This window comes from Microbulbifer sp. ABF4_107 (genome assembly GCF_056312215.1).
The window spans coordinates 2632500-2652572 of record NZ_CM149983.1; the positions used below are offsets into that span (position 1 = coordinate 2632500).

The following is a 20073-nucleotide window of genomic DNA, read 5'->3' on the forward strand; positions in this document are numbered from 1 at the left end:
TGACTCGGGATGCGGGAACGCCTCTCAGACAGACATCATGCCCACCCTGATTTGACATCTCGAGGTCCACTCGAGATGGAATCGTGAGCGTAATCCGTATGGTGCCACTGGCAACTCTGCCAGACTCGATGGCTTCCCCAAAACCTTCCGGTGCGGGCCCCGCTAAGGCTATTCCCAGGAGTATCAGCAGGAATCCTCTCAGCTTCTTCCCACCAGGGCCCAATAACGCTGCCGATAGCCGTGCCAACTGCAATACCTCATAACACAGTGCATACCGATATTTTCAGTCTAGGAGGTGGCCGCGATTGGCGCGCCAATCCTTTTAGTGAATCTCTCGCGGTTCAGGTTTGCGCTCGCGCCAATCCTTTCTTGCAACCCCTCCCACACCAACTATTTTTCAATAAGAGATTTTGCGGTATCTCCCACCCCTTCCACACAATAAGGCCACGCCCGGCGGGAACCCACATCGATGCTTATTGCGCATTTAGGCGACAAAATTCACCACCCGGAAAACACCCTTGCGGCCTTTGAGGCGGCGCATGGTCTCGGCGCCTGTGCAATTGCCACGGAAGTGCAATTCAGCAAGGACCAGACCCCCTGGTGTTGTGCCGGTGACGGGCTGGAGATTCCACAGGCAGCAATTTCTGCCCCACTGCGCAGACTGAAAGACAAGGATCTGCGAACGCTGCCGCTCAGCAACTTTCAGCAACTGGTGGATTGGGCCGGACGTCATCGCCATCTGGAGTGGTTTGTGGAGTTGAGCCCGGAAACCCTGGCGCTGACCTCGGCGGACATTGCCATTCAACGTCTTCTGGATGAAATTCCAGGCTCCACGGACAATTTCGTGCTGCTTACATCTGATCTGCGCAGCCTGCGCCTGGCCCGAAATATGGGGTTCGATCTTGTGGCGCTGCGGGTACCGAATGTAGCCCGCTGCCTTTCTGCGGATGTGGTGACGCTGGCGCCAGACTACCTGTTGATTGACCACGCGGCGGTAGATTGCCAGGAGCTCCCACCGGGACCCTGGCAGTGGGTCGTCCACGAAATCAATACCACCCAGGGCGCCGTGCACTGGCGCCACAGGGGGGCGCACCACATTCTTACCGGCAATCTGCCACTGTTAATGCGCTCGCGAGAGGCAAGCAATGTCTACGGAATATGATGTTCTTGTTGTTGGTGCGGGCATACAGGGCGCCGGCGTAGCCGAGGCACTGACCGCGGCGGGCTACCGGGTTGCGATCCTGGAGCAGGAGGCGGTTGCGCACGGCACATCGTCGCGCTCATCCAAACTGATCCACGGCGGGCTGCGCTACCTGGAGAGCGGACAGCTTTCCCTGGTGCGGGAATGCCTGAATGAGCGTCGCTGGCTGCTCTCCCACAAGCCGGATCTGGTGCATATGGTGCCGTTTCTGATTCCGGTGTACCGCCACAGCCGCCGCGCACCCTGGAAAATTCGACTGGGGCTCAGCCTGTACGCACTGTTGGCAGGCCTGTTTTCCTCACAATCCCGTTTCCGCAAAGTTGATATTCACGACTACGAGACCCTGTGCGGCCTCAACAGCGATGACCTGATTGCGGTCTACCGCTATTTTGATGCGCAAACCGACGACGCCGCCCTCACCCAGGAAGTCATTCGCACTGCGGTGCGCGGAGGTGCGGAACTGATCTGCCCGGGCAGCCTGGTGGGCGCCGAGGTCACCGACCGGTTTGTGCGCGCAGACTACTTCCACCAGGGGCAGCTAAACACCCTGCACTGTCGGGCGCTGGTGAACTGCACTGGCCCGTGGATCGACGATACCAACAGCAAATGCTCTCCGGGAGCGAAATTGCCATCCCTGGAACTGGTGGCCGGCACTCATATCCAGGTGCCGCTGAAGTTGGCCAATAAGATCTTTTATGTGGAAGCGGAAGACGGGCGCGCCGTATTCGTGATGCCCTGGCAGGGGGAAACACTGGTTGGCACCACCGAGCGCCCCTATCACGGCGACCCGTCCGAGGTAGCTCCGACGCTGGAGGAGAAGGCCTATTTGCTGCGGACTCTTAAACAGTATTTCCCGGAGACACGCCCCCTGCAGTTGAGCGAGCTGAGCGACAGTTTTGCCGGCCTGCGAGTACTCCCCCACGCCAACAACAACCCGTTTTCGCGCAGCCGCGAGACCATGATCTGCTGCGACAACGACAAACTGCCGCGCATCGTCGCGGTCGCCGGTGGCAAACTCACCAGCTACCGAGCAACAGCGCGCAGCGTGGTGAAAAAGCTCCGGCCACAACTGGAAGCCCGCCGCCCCTGGCCTCAGGCGTCAGCAGCCGCAGAAGAGAGCAACCAGGAAGGTGCGAAAGAGCGCAACCTGTAAGCCATCAGCTTAACCTTGCGCTCGACGCGCAGGGTTGGGTCCGCCCCTGTTATACTGCGGGCAGTTTTTCCGCCTGATTTGCTGTTTATGTCCGACGCCGCACCTGCCAATACTCCGGTTTCCACTTCTGCCGAGAAGCCCGATCCCAGTACCCGCCCCACCTCCGGTAGTGCCACACCGGTATCCCACCGTTTTTGTACTGCACCGTTGATGGACTGGAGCGACAGACATTGCAGGTATTTCTGGCGCTTGTTCAGTAAGCACGCGCTGCTGTATACGGAAATGGTGACCACGGGTGCGATCCTGTTTGGCGACAAGCAAAGCCATCTGGATTTCAATCTGGAGGAGCAGCCCGTAGCGCTGCAACTGGGCGGTAGCGATCCTGGTGATCTGGCGCGCTGTACCGAGATTGCCGAGCAATGGGGCTATAGCGAGGTGAATCTGAACTGCGGCTGCCCCAGTGACCGGGTCAAAAAGGGCCGCTTTGGCGCCTGCCTGATGGCGGAACCGGATCTGGTGGCGGAATGCCTCGGTGCCATGCGCAGTGCGGCTTCCGTTCCGGTGACGGTAAAACACCGCATCGGGATCGACGATATGGAAGATTACCCGGGGTTGACGCGCTTTGTAGAGGCTCAGGCGAAGGCCGGGATCACCACATTTATCGTGCATGCACGCAAGGCCTGGCTGAACGGACTGAGTCCAAAAGAAAACCGCGAGGTACCACCGCTCAAATACGAGATGGTGTATCAACTGAAGCGGGACTACCCGGAGCTGGAAATTGTGCTGAACGGCGGCATCAATTCCATTGAAGAGTGTCAGCTGCATCTACAGCAACTCGACGGTGTTATGCTCGGGCGCGCCGCCTATCAGACGCCGGCACTACTGGCGGACGTGGATTCCGCCCTGTTCGGCGGCGAAGCCGGGCCAACTCCGGCACAGGTAGTGCGGCAAATGCTGCCGTATATCGAGCGAGAGATGAGCAAAGGCCAGAGCCTCAAGCATATTACCCGGCATATGATGGGACTCTTTCAGGGAGTACCCGGTGCACGCCGCTTCCGCCGACACCTGAGTGAGCGCGCACATACTGCGGGGGCAGGGCCGGAAATACTGGAGCAGGCGCTGGCGATGGTCACAGACGCCGCATAATGCCGAAAAGATTATTACTTTTTAGAGAATAAGGAAGTGGGGAAATGAACAAACTGGAACAACTGAAACAGCGCAGCCTGGTGGTCGCGGATACCGGCGATATCGAGGCGATCCGCCGATACCATCCACAGGATGCGACAACCAACCCTTCCCTGCTCTACAAGGCGGCGCAGCTCCCGCAGTACCAGCAACACTTGAAAGATGCCCTCGCCTGGGCCGAGCAGAGCGGGGAGGATGTCATCGCCATGGCCTCCATGAAGCTCGCGGTCGCCATCGGCAAGGAGATTCTGCAAATCGTGCCCGGTGTGGTTTCAACCGAAGTGGACGCGCGCCTGTCGTTCGATACCCGCGCCAGCGTGGAATATGCGCGCAAGCTGATTGCCCTGTACGAGCAGGATGGTGTCGCACGCGACCGGGTACTGATCAAGCTCGCATCCACCTGGGAAGGCATCGCCGCCGCTTCGGTACTCGAGCGCGAGGGTATCCACTGTAACCTGACCCTGTTGTTCAGCCAGTGCCAGGCCGTAGCCTGCGCCGAGGCCGGCGTGACTCTGATCTCGCCGTTTGTGGGCCGTATTCTCGACTGGTACAAGGCCAGCACAGGACGCGACGACTACACCTCTGCAGACGATCCCGGCGTGCTCTCCGTCGCCAGCATTTACGAATACTACAAATCCCGTGGCTACCCCACCATCGTGATGGGTGCCAGTTTCCGTAATACCGGTGAGATTGAGGCGCTGGCGGGCTGCGACAAGCTCACCATCAGCCCCCAGCTGCTGCAGGAACTGCAAGATGATAAAGGAGAGTTGGCAGCGGGCCTGAAAAGTGACATTACCCCACAACCCAAACCGGCTGCGCCGATGACAGAAGCCGAGTTCCGCTACCAGCTGAACGCGGATGCCATGGCCACGGAAAAACTGGCAGAAGGTATTCGTAATTTTGTGGCGGACCAGCTGAAGCTGGAGCAACTGTTACAAGACGCGCGCTGATACCCATCCAGATAGAGCAGAAAGAGCAGAAAGAGCCACATTATGCTGCAACACATTCGTAAACTGTTTGATCAGATTGGCCGTGGCGAGAGCGTGGAAGTGCGCCCCGAAAAAGACGTGCGCATGATCAGCGCAGCGCTAATGGCGGAAATCGCAACGGCAGATCAAAAAGTTGACGAGCGTGAGCGCAGTACCCTGCTGCAATTGCTGAAGAGCCATTACCAACTGGACGAAGACACCGCCCGGGCGATGGTGGAACGGGCGCTTACCGAGCGCAACGAAGCCACCTCCCTGTACGAGTTTACCCAGACGGTAAACGATCACTTCAGCGAGCGGGACAAGTACCTGCTGGTGAAGCAGATGTGGCAGGTGGCGTTTGCGGATGGGGAAATCGATGCATTTGAAGAGCATCTGATACGGCGGGTCGCGGAGCTGATCTATCTGCCCCACGGCCTGTTTACCCGCGCTCGCGCTGAAGCGCGGGATAACGATCTACCCGACGGAGATCAGTGATTCACCAGGGATTTGTGACCGTGCCGGGAATGACTGCCTGACGCGTGGTTGTGGGACGCGCGGCTGTGAGAGTGGTGATTCCCAGCTTGGGCATTGCGCCCGGTCTCACGGTCCTCCGGCTCACTTTCAGATATGCGGTTGGAGGTCTCCGACGATCCACCACCCTGCTCACTTTCCAGAGCGTGCACGAGATCGCGGAATGTGTCCGCGTTTTCCTTGTTCATGCTCATCAACACCCGGTGCGCTTCCAGCACCATTTCACGGGCGCTCTGCTCATCGGGGGTATCGCATTTCAGAGGGGTAGGCTCAGCCTGGTAGGCATCGGACTCGCTGGAGAAATCCATCAGATCGTCGAACCCCATGGAGTCCAGCAGGTGCAGAAGACCGCGGTCGTCGCATAGCACCAGCGGCTTGCCACCATCCCGCTCTTCACTGCGGAAGGCGATTTTGGCCATCAGCCCCAGGGTCGTGCTGTCGACACCATCGGTGTCGTGCATATCGAACACCACACTGCGAAAGTCGCTGTGAGAAAACATCTTGTCGATAAAGCTATCGAAAGATGTACACAGGTTGAGGCGTACATCACCCACCAGTTTGACAACATAAATGCCCTGGTGGTCACCAACCATTATCTGCCCGGACTGCATAGTTGACCTCAATCACACCCTGCCCTGTTCCCGAGCGCGGATGCGAGATGGTTAAATTGCGGCTTGTGACCGCAGCACGCTTCCCTGTGCATACCTTTGCATATCGGCCCTGAACTGGTGCCTTTGTGGTGCACCCGATGGAACGATTGCCCTAAAGTGGGCGGAGCTTACTCCTGCCCGACAGCGCTGACAAGACCACTGTGGTACCGGTGGGTCTTGCGGACAGTATGCAGCAATTTTCGGGCCGACTGGTGACCGGCTGGCCACACTTTCGCCGGGAGAGAGGGTCAGTCTGCCGCCAGATCTTGCCGCAGTGTGAGAATGGTAATGTCGTCGGGAAAGGACTCGGCGGTATCCACCTTGAGCGCGGCACAGAGGCTGTCCAGATCGCCCCGACTGCGGTCGATCAATTGCAGCAGTTTTTCTTCTTTTTGCAGCAGGTCACCATCCAGTAATTCAAGCACGCCATCGGAACAGGTGACCAGCCGCCAGCTGTCGGGCAGCTTGCAGTGGCGCACTTCCCATCCGCCGCGGTGGAACAACCCCAGCGGGCGCCCCTTGCCGGTCAGCCAGTGCGCCCCTTCGCTGGTAACCAGCGCAGGCATCGGCACCTGGCCTGCCACCGCGTAATGCAGCTGCCGCGCGCGGCTGTCCACTACCCCTACAAACATACTGGCGTGTTTATCGAGACTGGTGCCGATCAATTCTGCATTGATCATTTCCAGGATATCGGTGAGATCCTTGTCGATGGTGTTGAGCTGACTGAACAGCGGACGCTCGCGCAATAGATGCATGATGCTGTGTTTGATCAGCGCGGTAACCAGTGCGGAAGAGACACCGTGCCCAGAAACGTCCACCAGATAAAAGCCGACAAAGCGCTCGCCAAACAGCCCGTAGTCAATAAAGTCGCCACTCAGGTAGAGGGACGGTTGCAGGCGATAGGCCGCTTCGATACCAGCCGGATAGTGGTAGGGACTGCGCGGTAACAGGTGCTGCTGCAGCTGGCGGCCAGCTTCGTGGTCGCGCTGCAGGAGTTCGATGTGCTCGTGCAATTCCCGGTTACGATCTTCCAGCTGCTCGCGGTACGCGCGATTTTCCCGCGCCAGGTCCTGGGCCTCGGTCACTCGGGTTACGGCATGGGTGATCACATCTTCGTCGGCGATGGGTTTTAGCAAATAATCACTTGCGCCCAGGCGCAGGGCCTGTACCACATCACTGACTTCGCTATTGGACGCCAGAACCACCACAGGTGTTTCCGGGCACACGCGTTTGACCTTGCGCAGTACTTCCAGCCCCCCCATGTCCGGCAGGTGCAGATCTGTTACCACGAGGTCATGTCTGGTTGGATCAAAACAGCCGATCGCCTCTACCCCGTTTTCTACCAGAGTAACGACGTAGCCAAGCTGTTCCAGTGCTTTTTGGACCTGCGCCCGGGAGGGTTGATCGGACTCGATCAGGAGCAGGCTATGGCGCCCGCTGGTCACTCGATTGGTACCAGCGGAATCATCAGAGATGGCGGTTTGGGTAGCGTCAGAAGTCGTATTCATCCAGATCGCCGCCGAAGTCATCTTCCTGTTCGCCATCGTTGATCAGGAACTCCCGGCGCTGCAGGTACGCATCGCGTATCAGTACGTAGCGGTCGCGATCCCCTTGCACCAACGATTCCGCCTGCAGCAGCCCCGCTCGCGTCTGAACCACATCCACCATTTTGATGGTGTACTCCAGTGAATTCGGGTCCACGTAATAAGTCAGCGGGTTGGTGTACCACATGACTATGTCACCGGGTACATCTCGCACGGTAAACGGCCCGAGAAAGGGGACGACCAGATAGGGCCCAGAGGGTACTCCCCAGACAGCCAGGGTCTGACCAAAATCTTCGCCGTCACTGGGTTCCAGCCCCATATGCTGGGCCACATCAAACAGGCCAGCAACTCCCACGGTGGTGTTGATCAGGAATCGGCCGGTGTCATTACCCGCCTGCTTCCATTTCCACTGCAGCACGTCGTTCAGAACATTATTCAACTCGTGCACATTGGAAAAGAAGTTGGAGATACCGGTCTGCATAAAGATCGGCGTAATTTGGCGATAACTGACAGCCGCAGGCTTGAGAAACCAGCGGTCCGCCGTATCGTTGAGGCGGAATATAGCGCGGTTGAACCCTTCCCAAGGGTCGCGCTGCTCCGGCTCTTCGGCACTGGCGAATTCATCCGCCGGGTCGAATCCGTATTCATCTTCCAGCGCAGAGCTGGAACCATCGTCCGAGGCACTCGCTCCGGCACTACCGCTGGTGTCCGCTGCAGATTCAGCGAAAGGGTCCGCATCTGTGGCACTGTCCACCGGGGCCGGGGCCGGAGCTTGGGGAGCCGCCGGGGATTCATTGGGAACTTCGGCAAATGGGTCCGACGCATCCTGCGCCAGGGCCAGTGGAGCCGAAAGGAATGTGGCCAATACCAGAGTATTGAGTGTGGTGCGGTCAAGCAAGTCCCTGCTCCTCGCAAATAGGTGACGTTTCTTCAAACCAGAATCTTTTGTGTACGTTTGGACGATATTAACACTGGCCGTATTGCCAGCATAGCAGCTGGCGGTTTTGGCCAATGGAATTGAGAGAGGAAACACTCTCTATGGGTTCGGCGCCGAAAAAATCAATGGGGGTCGAGGGAGCGGAAGCCGGCGATAATATCCAGCTGGTGCATTTTCTGCAGAAGATCTGCGCCAAAACCCAGTAATTGCAGGGGTTCCGGATGCTGCATATCCTGCGCCAACTGCAGAATCAGATCCCGGGCGCTGATCAGATTTTTTTCCTGCGCCTGCTCCATCAACTGCAGCAGATGAAGGGTTGCGGGGTTGGCTTCCATAAAGCGCACATCATCATCGCGGTTGCGGTACACCACCAGGCAGGTGATTTCCGCCGCGGGCTCCGCAGGCTGAAAGGCCGGGCCTATCTCGTGTACCGGGTATTGATAACTGAGGCTCCACGCCAGGGGCGAGACCACCGGGGCCTTGTCCAGCGCGGCCTCCGCCGAGTCGAATCCGCTCAGCCCGCTCGGGAATTCTTCCGGGCTCACATCGAGCGCAAGCTCCACCCACTCGTAATGCGCCAACTCCAGTATAAAAGGCGGGTCCTGCTCGTTGCTCGGGTTGTTGGTACTGTTGATACGCTCAGTTTGCAGGTATTGCAGGAACTCTTCGCTGATCTGTAAAAAGTACGGACTGTGGGAGCAGTGGTGCTGCACAAAGTCACGCACCATGGCGTGCCAATGATCGTCGGCGACAATACTCCGAAGTACAGGAAATCCACCGGAAATAAACGATTCAATATTGTTGTAAATCAGATCGCGATAAATACCCATGCGACGATCTTCAATTCCGGCAGGCGCCGCCACTTGCTCCGGTGCGCGCAAGTGAGCGGCAAAATACTGTTGCATTAACTGGAAGCCGGCTGCTTGCTTCTGCCCGGGCTTCTCGTCCACGGAATCATCGCGCATTGAGCAACTCCCGTGAATTCCCCGATATCTGGGGGCTTTCGATACCGCCAATCGCCGCAGCCTGGTACTGGCGTACACGCTCCACCTCAAGACAAAGCTCTGGCAACGGCGGAATGTTAAAGTCCCGTTCCAGTAGCGTCGGTATCGGGCCAAAGGCGGCGTAGGCTTTCTGCAGAAGATCCCAAACCGGGTCGATTACCGGCGCGCCATGGGTATCCACCTTGAGGTCGTCCGCTTCATCATAATGGCCCGCCACATGCACATAGCGAATCCTTTCCGCGGGCAGACCCAGCAAAAACTCTTCCGCGTCGTAGCGGTGGTTTATGGCGTTGACGTAAATATTATTGACATCAAGCAGCAGGTCGCAGTCCGCCTCCTGCAGCACGGCGTTGATAAATGCCAGCTCGCTCATTTCCTGGCCGGGCGCCGCGTAATAGGAAACATTTTCCATCGCGATGCGCTGCTCAAGTATGTCCTGTACACGGCGAATCCGCTCCGCCACATAGCGAACCGCTTCTTCGGTAAACGGGATGGGTAATAAATCGTACAGGTGCCCGTGGTCAGAACAGTAACTCAGGTGTTCACTGTAACAGCGAATATTGTAGGTACGGATAAATGCCTTGATGGAACGTACCAGGGCCTCATCCAGCGGCGCGGGCGCGCCGATGGATAAGGAAAGACCATGGGTTACGAAGGGAAAACGCTCGGTGACTTCCCGGAACCAGCGGCCGTAGCGGCCGCCGACGCCAATCCAGTTCTCCGGTGCCACTTCGAGAAAGTCCAGCGCTTCCGGATCCAGCGTCTCGCCCATCATCGAGCGCCGCAGCCCAAGGCCAGCGCCCTGAACCGGGTATTGCCGTTGCTTGTCACTCATGATCTTAGTGGGAAATGTGCGGGCTTAATCAGCCGCCGCACTTACCTTCGCCACATTTACCCTCTTTCTTTTTACCTTCACCACACTTGCCTTCGCCGCATTTACCTTCTTTCTTTTTGCCTTCGCCACACTTGCCTTCGCCGCACTTACCTTCTTTCTTTTTCCCCTCACCACATTTGCCTTCACCGCACTTACCTTCCTGCGGTTTGTCCTGAGCCATTTTCAGGTTGTAACCGGCAGAAAGCTCGGTAGCGGTGAACGGGTTGGCCGCAGTAGAAGTACTGAGGGTGGCGGAAGCGATAAAGGCAGCACCAACGGCAGCTGCGATCGGCAGGTTCTTCTTGTTCATGATGGATCTCCAGTTGGATATCAAAAAGTAAAGGCTCTTTACGCTTACGGCGCGTACACCGCCGCCCCCGGATTATAGTGACTCGAGAGCGCAATGCCGTGCCTGTCAGACCAGCGGTTCAAATTGAGGGTTCAATGCCGTTTGACGACAAACGCCCAAACTGTGAACCAGGCCCACCGCTCGAAACCGTGCGGCTGATGACTAGTCGCACCGGTCCAACAGTTCTTACACAAAAAGCCGATTTTTCGATACAGCGCTGTCAGAAGTGTGCTGCACTTCTCGCAACGCCCCTACTTCTGGATCTCGGACCAGGATTTACGCAGGCGTTTAATGGATACGGGCATCAGTGTCTTGAGGGTCTGCGCAAACAGGGAGACGCGAAATTCTTCCAGTAGCCAGCGGTATTGCAGCAAATCCGCATTTCCGGACATCTTCAGTGGGTCCCGCTTGCTGGCGTAGGCCTGATAGGGCTCGTCCGCCTCCTGAAATTCCGCGCTGAGTTTGCGATCCCGGTTCGGATCCAGTGTCGCCTTTTCCAGACGCAACTCAATGCCCTTCAGGTAGCGCCCGTACTGACGCAGCCACTCCAATGGTGTGTGGAACAGGAAGCCGCGATAGAACAGGCCGCCGATCTGTTGATTGATATCCCCCACCGCCATGGCGACGGCGAGGTTCTTCTGCTGTTTGATTTTTTTGCGCAGTGGCACCAGCTGCGCCAGCGCCCTGACCAGCAACTCACCCATTTCCTGGGCCACGGCGATCAACTGTTCGCGATTTTCCAGTGCGGCGAGAAAGTCCTGTTCGCTGCGCGGCCAGTTTTCATCGTGCCAGAAGCATTCGCGCACCGCGGCCATCAGGATATCGTCCGCAACCTCTTCACGACGGCCGAGATCCACGGCGCTCAGCCCCAGCTCTTTGCCTTTCAGCAATTCCTTGCGCAGATATTTCACCGGCTCCGGTAGATGCAGTAACGCCAGGCGGCAGATGCCCGCGCGGGTATAGCTGGCCGCTTCGTCCGGGTTGTCCAGCAGCTTGAGGTCGACGCTGTCTTTGTTGGCGATCAGTGCGGGGTAAGCGCGCACCTTAAGGCCGCCCTGATCCAGCTGGTGGGTATGCGGCAGGTCACCGAAATCCCAGCTGGTGATTCCCTCGCGCTCGAAGTTATCACCGGCACTGGCAAGCTCCTGCTGTACCCGGTCACGATAGCGGGCCTGTAACTCCGGCAGATCTCTGGCCTGGTCCAGCAGGCGGCCGTTTTCGTCCAGCACCTGAATATTGAAACGGAAGAAGTCTTCCACACCCTGCTCTGCAGTAATCCAGGCGGCCTCCGGAAGGTCCTGTGCAGTCTGGCGTTTCAGCTCGTGGGCCAGCGCCTGCCACAGGGGCGTATTGTCCGGCTGCATGCGCGGCAACGCTTTATCCACGGCCGCAGGTACCGGCACAAAATATTTGCGGTATTGCTTGGGCAGGTTCTTCACCAGCGCGATGCATTTGTCCCGCAGGATTCCCGGCACCACCCACTGCAGGCGCGCTGCAGGCACCTGGTGCAGGGCGCCGACTGGCACCTGAATACTGACACCGTCTTCCGCACTGCCCGGCTCAAAGTGATAGCTGAGCGGGTACTCGATGCCGCCACTGGAGAGGGAATCCGGGAACTGGGCTTCGCCCACGTGGCCGGCGTCCTGCTGCATCATCCACTCACGGGGGATAAACAGCAGCTTGGGATCTTTCTGCTCCGCCTGCTTGCGCCACTTTTCAAAGCCCGCCAGATTGACGATATCTTCGGGAACCCGCTCATCGAAGAAGCGGTACACCACCTCGTCGTCCACCACGATATCCCGGCGGCGAGATTTCGCTTCCAGATCTTCCAGTTCTTCCAGCAGGTTTTTGTAATGCTGGAAAAACTTTCCTTTGCCGCGGTAGCGCTGTTCCACCAGCGCCTCGCGGATAAAGACTTCCCGCGCGGTGACCGGGTCGAGTTTGCCGAAGTGGATGCGCTGCTTGTCCACCAGCACCAGGCCGTACAGGGTGACCTTTTCGAACGCCATCACCGCGCCGGAGCGCGGGTTGTAGTGAGGCTCAAAATAATTGCGTTTGACCAGGTGCTCGGAGCAGCCCAGTACCCAGTCCGGCTCGATCTTGCCTACGGTGTGGGCAAACAGGCGGCTGGTTTCCAGCAGCTGTGCCGCCACCAGCCAGCGCGGCGGCTTTTTGAACTGGCCGGAACCGGGGAATACATGGAAGCGGCGGTTGCGACAGCCGAGGAATTCCTTGTTCTCGTCGCGCACGCCGATATTGCCGAGCAGGCCGGGCAGAATGGCTTTGTGCACGCTGGCGTAATCCGCCGGTTCCGGGTTCATTTTCAGATCCAGATCGCGGATGGCGACCCGCAGCTGGTGGTGGATGTCTCGCCACTCTCGTAGCCGCAGCCAGGACAGGTAGTTTTTCTGGCACCACTTGCGCAGCTGGTTCTGACTCAACTCCTGACGCTGGGCTTCAAAGCCGTCCCACAGGTTTACCAGAGTGAGGAAATCTGACTGTTCGTGCTGCCACTGCTTGTGCTTTTCATCGGACGCCTGACGTTTTTCCGCCGGGCGCTCGCGCGGGTCCTGTACCGCCAGTGCACTGACAATAATCAACAGTTCCCGCAGCGCTTTGGTGGGCCCGGATTCCAGCAGCATGCGGCCGAGGCGCGGGTCCAGCGGCAGGCGCGACAGGGCGCGGCCGGTCTTGGTGACATGGCCCTTGCCATCCACCGCCTTCAGCTCCTGCAGCAGGCTGTAGCCATCGTTGATCAGGCGCTGGTCCGGCGGATCGACAAAGGGAAAATCGCGAATATCACCGATGCGCAGCTGCAGCATCTGCAGAATCACTGCCGCCAGGTTGGTGCGCAGGATTTCCGCATCGGTAAATTCCGGGCGCTGAATAAAATCCGATTCCTCATACAGGCGAATACACACACCGGCACTGACCCGGCCACAGCGGCCCGCGCGCTGGTTGGCGCTGGCCTGGGAAATCGCTTCAACCGGCAGCCGCTGGATTTTGCTGCGGTAGCTGTAGCGGCTGACCCGTGCGGTACCGGGGTCGATCACATAGCGGATGCCCGGCACGGTAATGGAGGTTTCCGCCACATTGGTGGCCAGTACGATCCGGCGGCCTTTGTGGGGTGCAAACACTTTGGTCTGTTCGGCCAGGCTCAATCGTGCGTACAGCGGCAGCACTTCGATATGTGGCAACTGCGCATCCCGCAGCGCCTTGGCGCACTCGCGGATTTCCCGCTCGCCACTCATAAATACCAGAATGTCACCGCCGCGGCGGGGAGAGGATTTTTCCTCTTGTAACAAATCTTCGACGGCACCAATCACCTGCTCGTTCAGGTCCGCATCGCTGTCTGCCGGCGGGCGGTAGTGAATATCCACCGGGTAGGTACGGCCGGAGACCTCGATGATCGGTGCATCGTCGAAGTGTTTGGAAAACTTCTCCAGATCGATGGTGGCGGAGGTGATGACCAGTTTGAGATCCGGGCGCCTGGGCAGCAGGGTTTTCAGGTAGCCCAGCAGGAAGTCGATATTGAGACTGCGTTCGTGGGCCTCATCGATAATCAGGGTGTCGTAGCTGTTGAGCAGCGGGTCCCGCTGGATTTCCGCCAGCAGGATACCGTCGGTCATCAGCTTGATATGGGTGTGTTCGGTGCTCTGGTCGGTAAAACGCACCTGGTAGCCCACCGAGTCACCGAGTGGCTGCCCCAGCTCCTCTGCAATGCGGTTGGCCACCGTGCGCGCGGCGATCCGCCGCGGCTGGGTATGGCCGATCTGGCCGAAGATACCGCGCCCCAGTTCCAGACAGACTTTCGGCAACTGGGTGGTCTTGCCCGAGCCGGTCTCGCCGGCCACCACCACCACCTGATGCTTGGCGATCAGTTCGGCAATCTCTTCCCGCCGCGCCACCACCGGCAGGCCTTCCGGCCACTCCACCTTGGGCAGTTTCTGCTTGCGCGCCTCGGCCAACGCCACAGACTTCGCAATCTGCCCCTGTACCTGCGCCAGCATCCGGTCCGCCGGCTTGCCCTCTTTCAGGCGCCGGCGGGCATTGCTCAGGCTGCGCTTCAGGCCATAGCGATCCCGCCCCATGCACTGGGGAAGTAACTGCTCACACTGCTGGAGAGTGGCTTTGGGATCGGCGCTGCTGGGAGATTCGGGACTCATGAAACCGCTTTATTTGAGTGACTGGAGGTTCGAGCTCGCTGTTCGAGGCCGGGAATTATACCCGCTGTGGACCGGCAAGACCTGTCCCTAAACTTGCCTCCGATGCGCCCCGTCTATACTCAGGGCAATGGCGCCTGTTACAACCCCGCGCCCTGCGTTTTCCAGGAGTCTCCATGCAAGACCTCAAGCCAAAGCCCCCAGCCTCTGCCGGGGAGATGATGGGACACCCGAAAGGATTGTTCCTGCTGTTCGGCACCGAGATGTGGGAGCGCCTCAGCTACTACGGCATGCGCGGTATCTTTGTGTTCTACCTGACCTCCGCCGCGGCTGCGGCGGCGTTTGGCTGGGAAGCGCTGTCTGACACCGAATTGCAGTCCAAGGCACTGAGTTATCTCGGCACCTACGCCATGCTGGTGTACCTGACTCCGATCCTCGGCGGCTGGATGGCGGACAACGTGTGGGGACAGCGGCGCTGCATCATGTTCGGCGGCGTGCTGATGATGCTGGGGCAATTTGCCCTGGGCTTCCCACACAAGTGGATGCCCGATGGTACGCAGATCTACGGTCTGTGGATTGGCCTGGCGTTGATGATTATCGGTAACGGCTTCTTCAAGCCGAATATCTCCACCATGGTGGGGGACCTTTACGACGAGGGCGACAAGCGCCGGGATACCGCATTTACCATTTTCTATATGGGGATCAACCTGGGTTCGATTCTCGGCTATCTGGTGATCGGCTGGATCGGCGAGAAGGTGGATTACCAGCTGGCGTTTGTGGTGGCGGGTCTGGGAATGCTGCTGGGCCTGATTCTGCAGGCGACCCAGTCGAACAAACTGCTGGGGGAAATCGGCAACCAACCATCGGCAAAGCTGGGCCTGAAGCCGAACCTCAGTGGTGAGGAGAAAAAGCGCCCCCTGACCGTGGAAGAGCGCGATCGCATCAAGGTGATTCTGATCCTCGGTCTGTTTACGGTGATCTTCTGGGCCGGGTTTGAGCAGGCGGCGGGCTCGATGAACCTGTTTGCCAAGTACAACACCGACCTGCACATTTTCGGCTTCGAGATTCCGGCCAGCTGGCTGCAGATGGTGAACCCGCTGTTCATTATCATCCTCGCGCCTATTGTGGCGAGTATCTGGGTTGGGCTCGGCTCGCGGGAGCCGACGTCGCCGGCCAAATTCAGCCTCGGTCTGATTTTTCTGGGTCTGGGCTTCCTTTCCATGGTCGGTGCGGCGATTCAGATTGGCGATTCCGAGACCGCCAAGGCAAGCCCCTGGTGGCTGGTGGTGGCGTATATTTTCCACACCATTGGTGAGTTGTGCCTGTCACCCATCGGGCTGTCGATGGTGACCAAGCTTGCGCCCTTGCGTTATTTGAGTGTGATGATGGGCTTGTGGTTTGCGTTTATCGGTATCGCCAACAAGGGTGCGGCGGAGATTGGTAAGTTGGTAGGCGAATCAGGGCCGCTGGCGACCTTTGGTGGTGTGGCGGCAGCGGCGATTATTGCCGGGCTGATATTGTTCTTTATCCGCGAGAAGCTGGTGGACTGGATGCATGGTGCGGAGGAAGAACACACGGTGGTGAAAGACACTACCAAAGAAGAGATTGGCATCACCGCGGATCACGATATGGCGCCTCAGAAAAAATTTGGGGAGTAATTTTCAAAGCCCTGTCGTCATTCCGGACTTGATCCGGAATCCAGCACTACGTAGTACTGGATGCCGGATCAAGTCCGGCATGACGGAGCGCTACTTACTGGTCAGCTCGCAGGGTGGATAAACGACTAGCGTCATTCCGGCGCATGCCGGAATCCAGCGCTACGTAGTGCTGGATGCCGGATCAAGTCCGGCATGACGGGGATCAAATTATTGCCCGGTCCCAGTATTCAACGCCCTTTCACCAAGTAGGCAATCGCCCTATCCAGCCCTTCGATGGTCATGGGGTACATATGTCCATCCACCAACTTCTGAGTCATGCCGGTGCTGGCGGTGTATTGCCAGTACTCTTCGGCGGTTGGGTTGAGCCAGACCAGTTTTTCGTAAGTATTGGTGACCCGCTGCATCCAGGCCGCGCCGGGTTCTTCGTTCATGTGTTCGACACTGCCAAAGCGGCTGGTGATTTCGTAGGGAGCCATGGCGGCGTCGCCGACGAAGATTACCTTGTAGTCCTTACCGTAGGTGCGCAGCACTTCAACGAGGGGCGTTGCTTCGGAGTAGCGGCGGTGGTTGTCTTTCCACACGTGTTCGTAGATGAAATTGTGGAAATAGAAATATTCCAGGTGCTTGAACTCGCTGCGGCACGCGGAAAAGAGTTCTTCACACTGTTTGACGTATGGATCCATGGAGCCACCCACGTCAAAAAAGATCAGTACTTTTACCGCATTGTGCCGCTCCGGCACCATCTTGATATCCAGTAGTCCGGCATTGCGGGCGGTGGAGCGGATGGTATCGTTCAGGTCCAGCTCTTCGGCAGCGCCGGTGCGGGCGAATTTGCGCAGTTTGCGCAGGGCCACCTGAATATTGCGGGTGCCGAGGCTGATGCTGTCATCGAGGTTGCGGTACTGGCGCTTTTCCCAGACTTTGGAGGCAGACTTGTTGCGGCTCTGGCCACCGACACGAATGCCACCCGGGTGATAGCCGCTGTTGCCAAACGGACTGGTGCCACCGGTACCGATCCATTTATTGCCGCCACTGTGCTTTTTCTTCTGCTCCTCGAGGCGTTTCTTGAATTCCTCCAGCATTTTCTCCAGCCCACCCATGGACTCGATCTTTGCTTTCTCTTCCTCGCTCAGCTGCTTCATAAACTCCGCACGCAGCCAGTCTTCCGGAATCATCTGCTCCAGAATATCGTCGAGGGTTTCCAGGTCTTTGAAATAGGCAGCGAAGGCGCGGTCGAATTTGTCGAAGTGTTTTTCGTCCTTCACCAGACAGGTACGGGCGAGGAAATAGAACTCGTCCAGATTGGCGTAAACCAGGCGTTGTTGCAGGGCTTCCAGCAACGAGAGGAGTTCGGTAATGGATACCGGGAGCTGGTAGCGGCGAAGGTTTAGGAAAAATCCGATCAGCATAATAATCGCACGACGAAGTGAATTGTTTCGGGCGAAGGTGGTGCTGGCGGGTGGAGGTTTGCGAAACCTTCCGCGAGAGGGACCTCGTGGAAGAGCCCCCATGGATGGGTTCACGGCGTGTTTCGCAAACCTCCACCCGCCAGCACCGCCGCCACCTCACTCAGTTCTAATCAGCGCCCTTCCCGACGAGCCATAAAGGCAAGGCGCTCAAGCATATGCACATCCTGCTCGTTCTTCAGCAGCGCACCGTAGAGGGGCGGAATCGCAGTGGACCCATCGCGGTTTTTCAGTACGTCTTCGGAAATATCGTCCGCCATCAACAGCTTCAGCCAATCGATCAGCTCCGATGTGGAAGGCTTCTTCTTCAGCCCCGGGACTTCGCGGATCTGGAAGAACACATCCATCGCCTCGGCCACCAGCTGCTGCTTGATATCCGGGTAATGCACATCCACGATTTTCTGCATCGTCGCCCGGTCCGGGAAACTGATGTAGTGGAAAAAACAGCGGCGCAAAAACGCATCCGGCAGCTCTTTCTCATTGTTCGACGTAATGATCACAATCGGGCGATGCTTGGCAGTAATGGTCTCGCCAGTTTCGTACACAAAGAATTGCATACGATCGATTTCCACCAGCAAATCATTGGGAAATTCGATATCCGCCTTATCGATCTCATCAATCAGCAGCACCACCCGCTCGTCGGCCGCAAAGGCCTCCCACAGCTTGCCCTTCTTGATGTAATTGCCGATATCGTGCACCCGGTCCACCCCCAACTGGGAATCCCGCAGGCGCGATACCGCATCGTACTCGTACAGGCCCTGCTGGGCCTTGGTAGTGGACTTGATATGCCACTGGATCAGTTTCAGCCCCAGGCTGCTCGCCACCTCTTCCGCCAGCAGAGTCTTACCGGTGCCCGGCTCCCCCTTGATCAACAGCGGGCGCTGCAGAGTGACAGCGGCATCTACCGCCATCTGCAAGTCATCTGTGGCTACATAACTGTCGGTACCGGTGAATTTCATGGACGCTCCGAATGCCTCGAAAACATCCATGGTAAAGGAAGCCCACAAGAGGGCCAAAGGCGGAATCGGTCAGATTGGATGACGGCAGCGGCCGCGCCTCGTTTTATAAGGATTAAGCGCGACCGGAAAATAAAAATCAGTCAGAAAGTGATTGCGCAGGCTGTGAACGGCGGCGGCGCACAACCTGGCGCCCCTTGTCGGTAATGTACCAGCGGATACCCAGATGGCTGTGGATCTTGCCCACCATCTCCAGCACCAGCAGGCTGTTCAGGGCGCGGGCCACGGAATTGGTCTCCATATTACCCTCCTGCACCATCCCCGCCAGGGAGCGGAATACGCAGTCACCGTTGTTCAGCAAACTCAAGACATGCAGCGCATTGTCATCCAGCTTGCGGATCTGGTTGAAGTCGAGCGTCGGCCCCTGCTCCGGGTCTCCCTCGATCTCGTGCTCCAGCAACGGCATCATCTCCAGCTGCATCGCGCGGATTTCCTGCTCCAGATTTTCTACCCGCGCACGGGCGATACTGGCATCCCGCAGCTGACGGCGAGCGGCGTTGAATACGAACATACGGGAGGCGATGGCCGCGAGCAGGCAGTAACCGGTGAAGATCAACAGGCGCGAGGGGTCACCCTGAATCTCGATCAGCAGGTCGCTCTGGGTGAACTTGAGAAAGATGGGCACCATCAGGGCGCCACACAGCCCCATAATCAGGCAGCGCGCCAGGCCCGCCGGATCTTCTTCGGTAAACAGCATCTGGTAGTAATTGACCAGGCCCCCGAGAATACCGGAGACCAGCATGACCGCAGTCAAAATCAGCAGGTGATCGAGCATCCCTGTCCCTTCATTCCATGCACATCAAACGCCACGACAGGCACTTATTGTGTTTGTTGATCATTTGCGCACAACTGTTGCGGGCAGTTGTATTGCGACGGGCTTAATTAGATATAGCAGTTTGCGGCGCGAACGGCTCAGGCGGGACGAGAGGGAAGTAGGGAAAGGCGCCAGTAACCGCTAAACAGGCCACCTGGCGCAGAAAGAGAGGATATGAACGATCAGTACTGGTCACTCTCGGTCATCGGGCGATCCTTGCGACGGCGCATCATCAACATAGCGATGCCCATAATCAGCATCACCGCAATAGCGCCACCGGCGGCAAATACCAGACTCGCGGAGACCTCCGGTGTGGCGCCATTTTCTTCAAACAGGGTTTGGTAGACAAACAGAGGTAATACCGGCACCAGTGGGCCATCGGCCTCGGTACCGCGCGCGGGTACCAGCAAAACTGTGGCGCCAACCAACAACAGCAAGTTACGCACCCAGGACCACCCCCAGTTGCGCATAAACCACCAGCCGGCCGCCAGTAATACTACGACGCCCGCAGCGTAAATCGCCCAGGCGAGCTTGAACTCTTCTGCCATTTGAATGCTCTT

General features: G+C 58.1%; 17 protein-coding genes. 6 read left to right on the forward strand and 11 right to left on the reverse strand.

Translation table 11 applies throughout. The annotated features are described in order from the left end of the window. Window positions 1-469 precede the first annotated feature (469 nt). The 5 genes from ACYX4K_RS10870 to ACYX4K_RS10890 all read left to right on the forward strand — a co-directional run bounded on the left by ACYX4K_RS10870 (window position 470) and on the right by ACYX4K_RS10890 (window position 5002). Window positions 470-1162: a glycerophosphodiester phosphodiesterase family protein gene (locus ACYX4K_RS10870; protein WP_475092106.1), complete on the forward strand. Its 693-nt coding sequence runs from the start codon at window positions 470-472 to the stop codon at window positions 1160-1162. Continuing rightward, the gene (locus ACYX4K_RS10875) at window positions 1146-2354 is read left to right on the forward strand and encodes a glycerol-3-phosphate dehydrogenase/oxidase (protein ID WP_475092105.1); all 1209 of its coding nucleotides are present in this window, start codon (window positions 1146-1148) and stop codon (window positions 2352-2354) included. Before ACYX4K_RS10870 ends, ACYX4K_RS10875 begins: the two co-directional genes overlap by 17 nt. Window positions 2355-2441: 87 nt before the next feature. Next, window positions 2442-3500: a tRNA dihydrouridine(20/20a) synthase DusA gene (dusA, locus tag ACYX4K_RS10880; RefSeq protein ID WP_475092104.1), complete on the forward strand. Its 1059-nt coding sequence runs from the start codon at window positions 2442-2444 to the stop codon at window positions 3498-3500. A gap of 44 nt (window positions 3501-3544) precedes the next feature. Further along, window positions 3545-4489: a transaldolase gene (gene tal / locus ACYX4K_RS10885; RefSeq protein WP_475092102.1), complete on the forward strand. Its 945-nt coding sequence runs from the start codon at window positions 3545-3547 to the stop codon at window positions 4487-4489. A gap of 42 nt (window positions 4490-4531) precedes the next feature. Further along, complete coding sequence (locus ACYX4K_RS10890) at window positions 4532-5002, forward strand: tellurite resistance TerB family protein (protein WP_475092101.1); 471 nt, start codon at window positions 4532-4534, stop codon at window positions 5000-5002. Here the strand turns inward: ACYX4K_RS10890 and ACYX4K_RS10895 are convergent. The 7 genes from ACYX4K_RS10895 to hrpA all read right to left on the reverse strand — a co-directional run bounded on the left by ACYX4K_RS10895 (window position 4996) and on the right by hrpA (window position 14562). After that, window positions 4996-5631, reverse strand: coding sequence for an STAS domain-containing protein (locus ACYX4K_RS10895; protein ID WP_476178693.1), 636 nt, complete (start codon window positions 5629-5631; stop codon window positions 4996-4998). The genes ACYX4K_RS10890 and ACYX4K_RS10895 overlap by 7 nt on opposite strands. Window positions 5632-5936: 305 nt before the next feature. Then, entirely contained in the window at window positions 5937-7196 is a 1260-nt protein-coding gene (locus tag ACYX4K_RS10900; RefSeq protein WP_475092099.1) for a PP2C family protein-serine/threonine phosphatase, read from the reverse strand. Then, the gene (locus tag ACYX4K_RS10905) at window positions 7180-8130 is read right to left on the reverse strand and encodes an MlaA family lipoprotein (RefSeq protein WP_475092098.1); all 951 of its coding nucleotides are present in this window, start codon (window positions 8128-8130) and stop codon (window positions 7180-7182) included. Before ACYX4K_RS10905 ends, ACYX4K_RS10900 begins: the two co-directional genes overlap by 17 nt. A gap of 161 nt (window positions 8131-8291) precedes the next feature. Continuing rightward, window positions 8292-9134 (reverse strand): HvfC family RiPP maturation protein, encoded by an 843-nt coding sequence (locus ACYX4K_RS10910; RefSeq protein ID WP_475092097.1) that lies wholly within the window; start codon window positions 9132-9134, stop codon window positions 8292-8294. Beyond that, window positions 9124-10008 carry an HvfB family MNIO-type RiPP peptide maturase gene (locus ACYX4K_RS10915; RefSeq protein ID WP_475092096.1) on the reverse strand — a complete coding sequence of 295 codons (885 nt, stop codon included), beginning with the start codon at window positions 10006-10008 and terminating at the stop codon, window positions 9124-9126. Before ACYX4K_RS10915 ends, ACYX4K_RS10910 begins: the two co-directional genes overlap by 11 nt. 28 nt (window positions 10009-10036) lie before the next feature. Beyond that, complete coding sequence (locus ACYX4K_RS10920) at window positions 10037-10357, reverse strand: HvfA family oxazolone/thioamide-modified RiPP metallophore (RefSeq protein WP_043318922.1); 321 nt, start codon at window positions 10355-10357, stop codon at window positions 10037-10039. A gap of 290 nt (window positions 10358-10647) precedes the next feature. After that, window positions 10648-14562 (reverse strand): ATP-dependent RNA helicase HrpA, encoded by a 3915-nt coding sequence (gene hrpA, locus ACYX4K_RS10925; protein WP_475092095.1) that lies wholly within the window; start codon window positions 14560-14562, stop codon window positions 10648-10650. Window positions 14563-14735: 173 nt separating this feature from the next. Between hrpA and ACYX4K_RS10930 the strand changes: the two genes are divergently transcribed. Beyond that, window positions 14736-16217, forward strand: coding sequence for a peptide MFS transporter (locus ACYX4K_RS10930; protein WP_475092094.1), 1482 nt, complete (start codon window positions 14736-14738; stop codon window positions 16215-16217). A gap of 227 nt (window positions 16218-16444) precedes the next feature. On the opposite strand, the gene ACYX4K_RS10935 is transcribed toward ACYX4K_RS10930, so the two are convergent. From ACYX4K_RS10935 to ACYX4K_RS10950, 4 genes are all read right to left on the reverse strand, one after another. Next, complete coding sequence (locus ACYX4K_RS10935) at window positions 16445-17626, reverse strand: vWA domain-containing protein (protein ID WP_475092093.1); 1182 nt, start codon at window positions 17624-17626, stop codon at window positions 16445-16447. Window positions 17627-17796: 170 nt separating this feature from the next. Continuing rightward, window positions 17797-18642, reverse strand: coding sequence for an AAA family ATPase (locus ACYX4K_RS10940; RefSeq protein WP_475092092.1), 846 nt, complete (start codon window positions 18640-18642; stop codon window positions 17797-17799). 136 nt (window positions 18643-18778) lie between these two features. After that, on the reverse strand, window positions 18779-19474 hold the full coding sequence (locus tag ACYX4K_RS10945; RefSeq protein WP_475092091.1) for a YEATS-associated helix-containing protein: 696 nt from the start codon (window positions 19472-19474) through the stop codon (window positions 18779-18781). Window positions 19475-19695: 221 nt separating this feature from the next. Beyond that, window positions 19696-20061 carry a hypothetical protein gene (locus tag ACYX4K_RS10950; protein WP_475092090.1) on the reverse strand — a complete coding sequence of 122 codons (366 nt, stop codon included), beginning with the start codon at window positions 20059-20061 and terminating at the stop codon, window positions 19696-19698. Between the last annotated feature and the right edge of the window lie 12 nt (window positions 20062-20073).

Coding starts and splice junctions, on each gene's coding strand:
- ACYX4K_RS10945 (WP_475092091.1), bottom strand. CDS start 19,474: ATGCTCGATCACCTGCTGATTTTGACTGCGGTCATGCTGGTCTCCGGT.
- ACYX4K_RS10930 (WP_475092094.1), top strand. CDS start 14,736: ATGCAAGACCTCAAGCCAAAGCCCCCAGCCTCTGCCGGGGAGATGATG.
- ACYX4K_RS10910 (WP_475092097.1), bottom strand. CDS start 9,134: ATGCGCGATGATTCCGTGGACGAGAAGCCCGGGCAGAAGCAAGCAGCC.
- tal (WP_475092102.1), top strand. CDS start 3,545: ATGAACAAACTGGAACAACTGAAACAGCGCAGCCTGGTGGTCGCGGAT.
- ACYX4K_RS10875 (WP_475092105.1), top strand. CDS start 1,146: ATGTCTACGGAATATGATGTTCTTGTTGTTGGTGCGGGCATACAGGGC.
- ACYX4K_RS10915 (WP_475092096.1), bottom strand. CDS start 10,008: ATGAGTGACAAGCAACGGCAATACCCGGTTCAGGGCGCTGGCCTTGGG.
- ACYX4K_RS10870 (WP_475092106.1), top strand. CDS start 470: ATGCTTATTGCGCATTTAGGCGACAAAATTCACCACCCGGAAAACACC.
- ACYX4K_RS10920 (WP_043318922.1), bottom strand. CDS start 10,357: ATGAACAAGAAGAACCTGCCGATCGCAGCTGCCGTTGGTGCTGCCTTT.
- ACYX4K_RS10940 (WP_475092092.1), bottom strand. CDS start 18,642: ATGAAATTCACCGGTACCGACAGTTATGTAGCCACAGATGACTTGCAG.
- ACYX4K_RS10950 (WP_475092090.1), bottom strand. CDS start 20,061: ATGGCAGAAGAGTTCAAGCTCGCCTGGGCGATTTACGCTGCGGGCGTC.
- dusA (WP_475092104.1), top strand. CDS start 2,442: ATGTCCGACGCCGCACCTGCCAATACTCCGGTTTCCACTTCTGCCGAG.
- ACYX4K_RS10890 (WP_475092101.1), top strand. CDS start 4,532: ATGCTGCAACACATTCGTAAACTGTTTGATCAGATTGGCCGTGGCGAG.
- ACYX4K_RS10935 (WP_475092093.1), bottom strand. CDS start 17,626: ATGCTGATCGGATTTTTCCTAAACCTTCGCCGCTACCAGCTCCCGGTA.
- ACYX4K_RS10900 (WP_475092099.1), bottom strand. CDS start 7,196: ATGAATACGACTTCTGACGCTACCCAAACCGCCATCTCTGATGATTCC.
- ACYX4K_RS10895 (WP_476178693.1), bottom strand. CDS start 5,631: ATGGTTGGTGACCACCAGGGCATTTATGTTGTCAAACTGGTGGGTGAT.
- hrpA (WP_475092095.1), bottom strand. CDS start 14,562: ATGAGTCCCGAATCTCCCAGCAGCGCCGATCCCAAAGCCACTCTCCAG.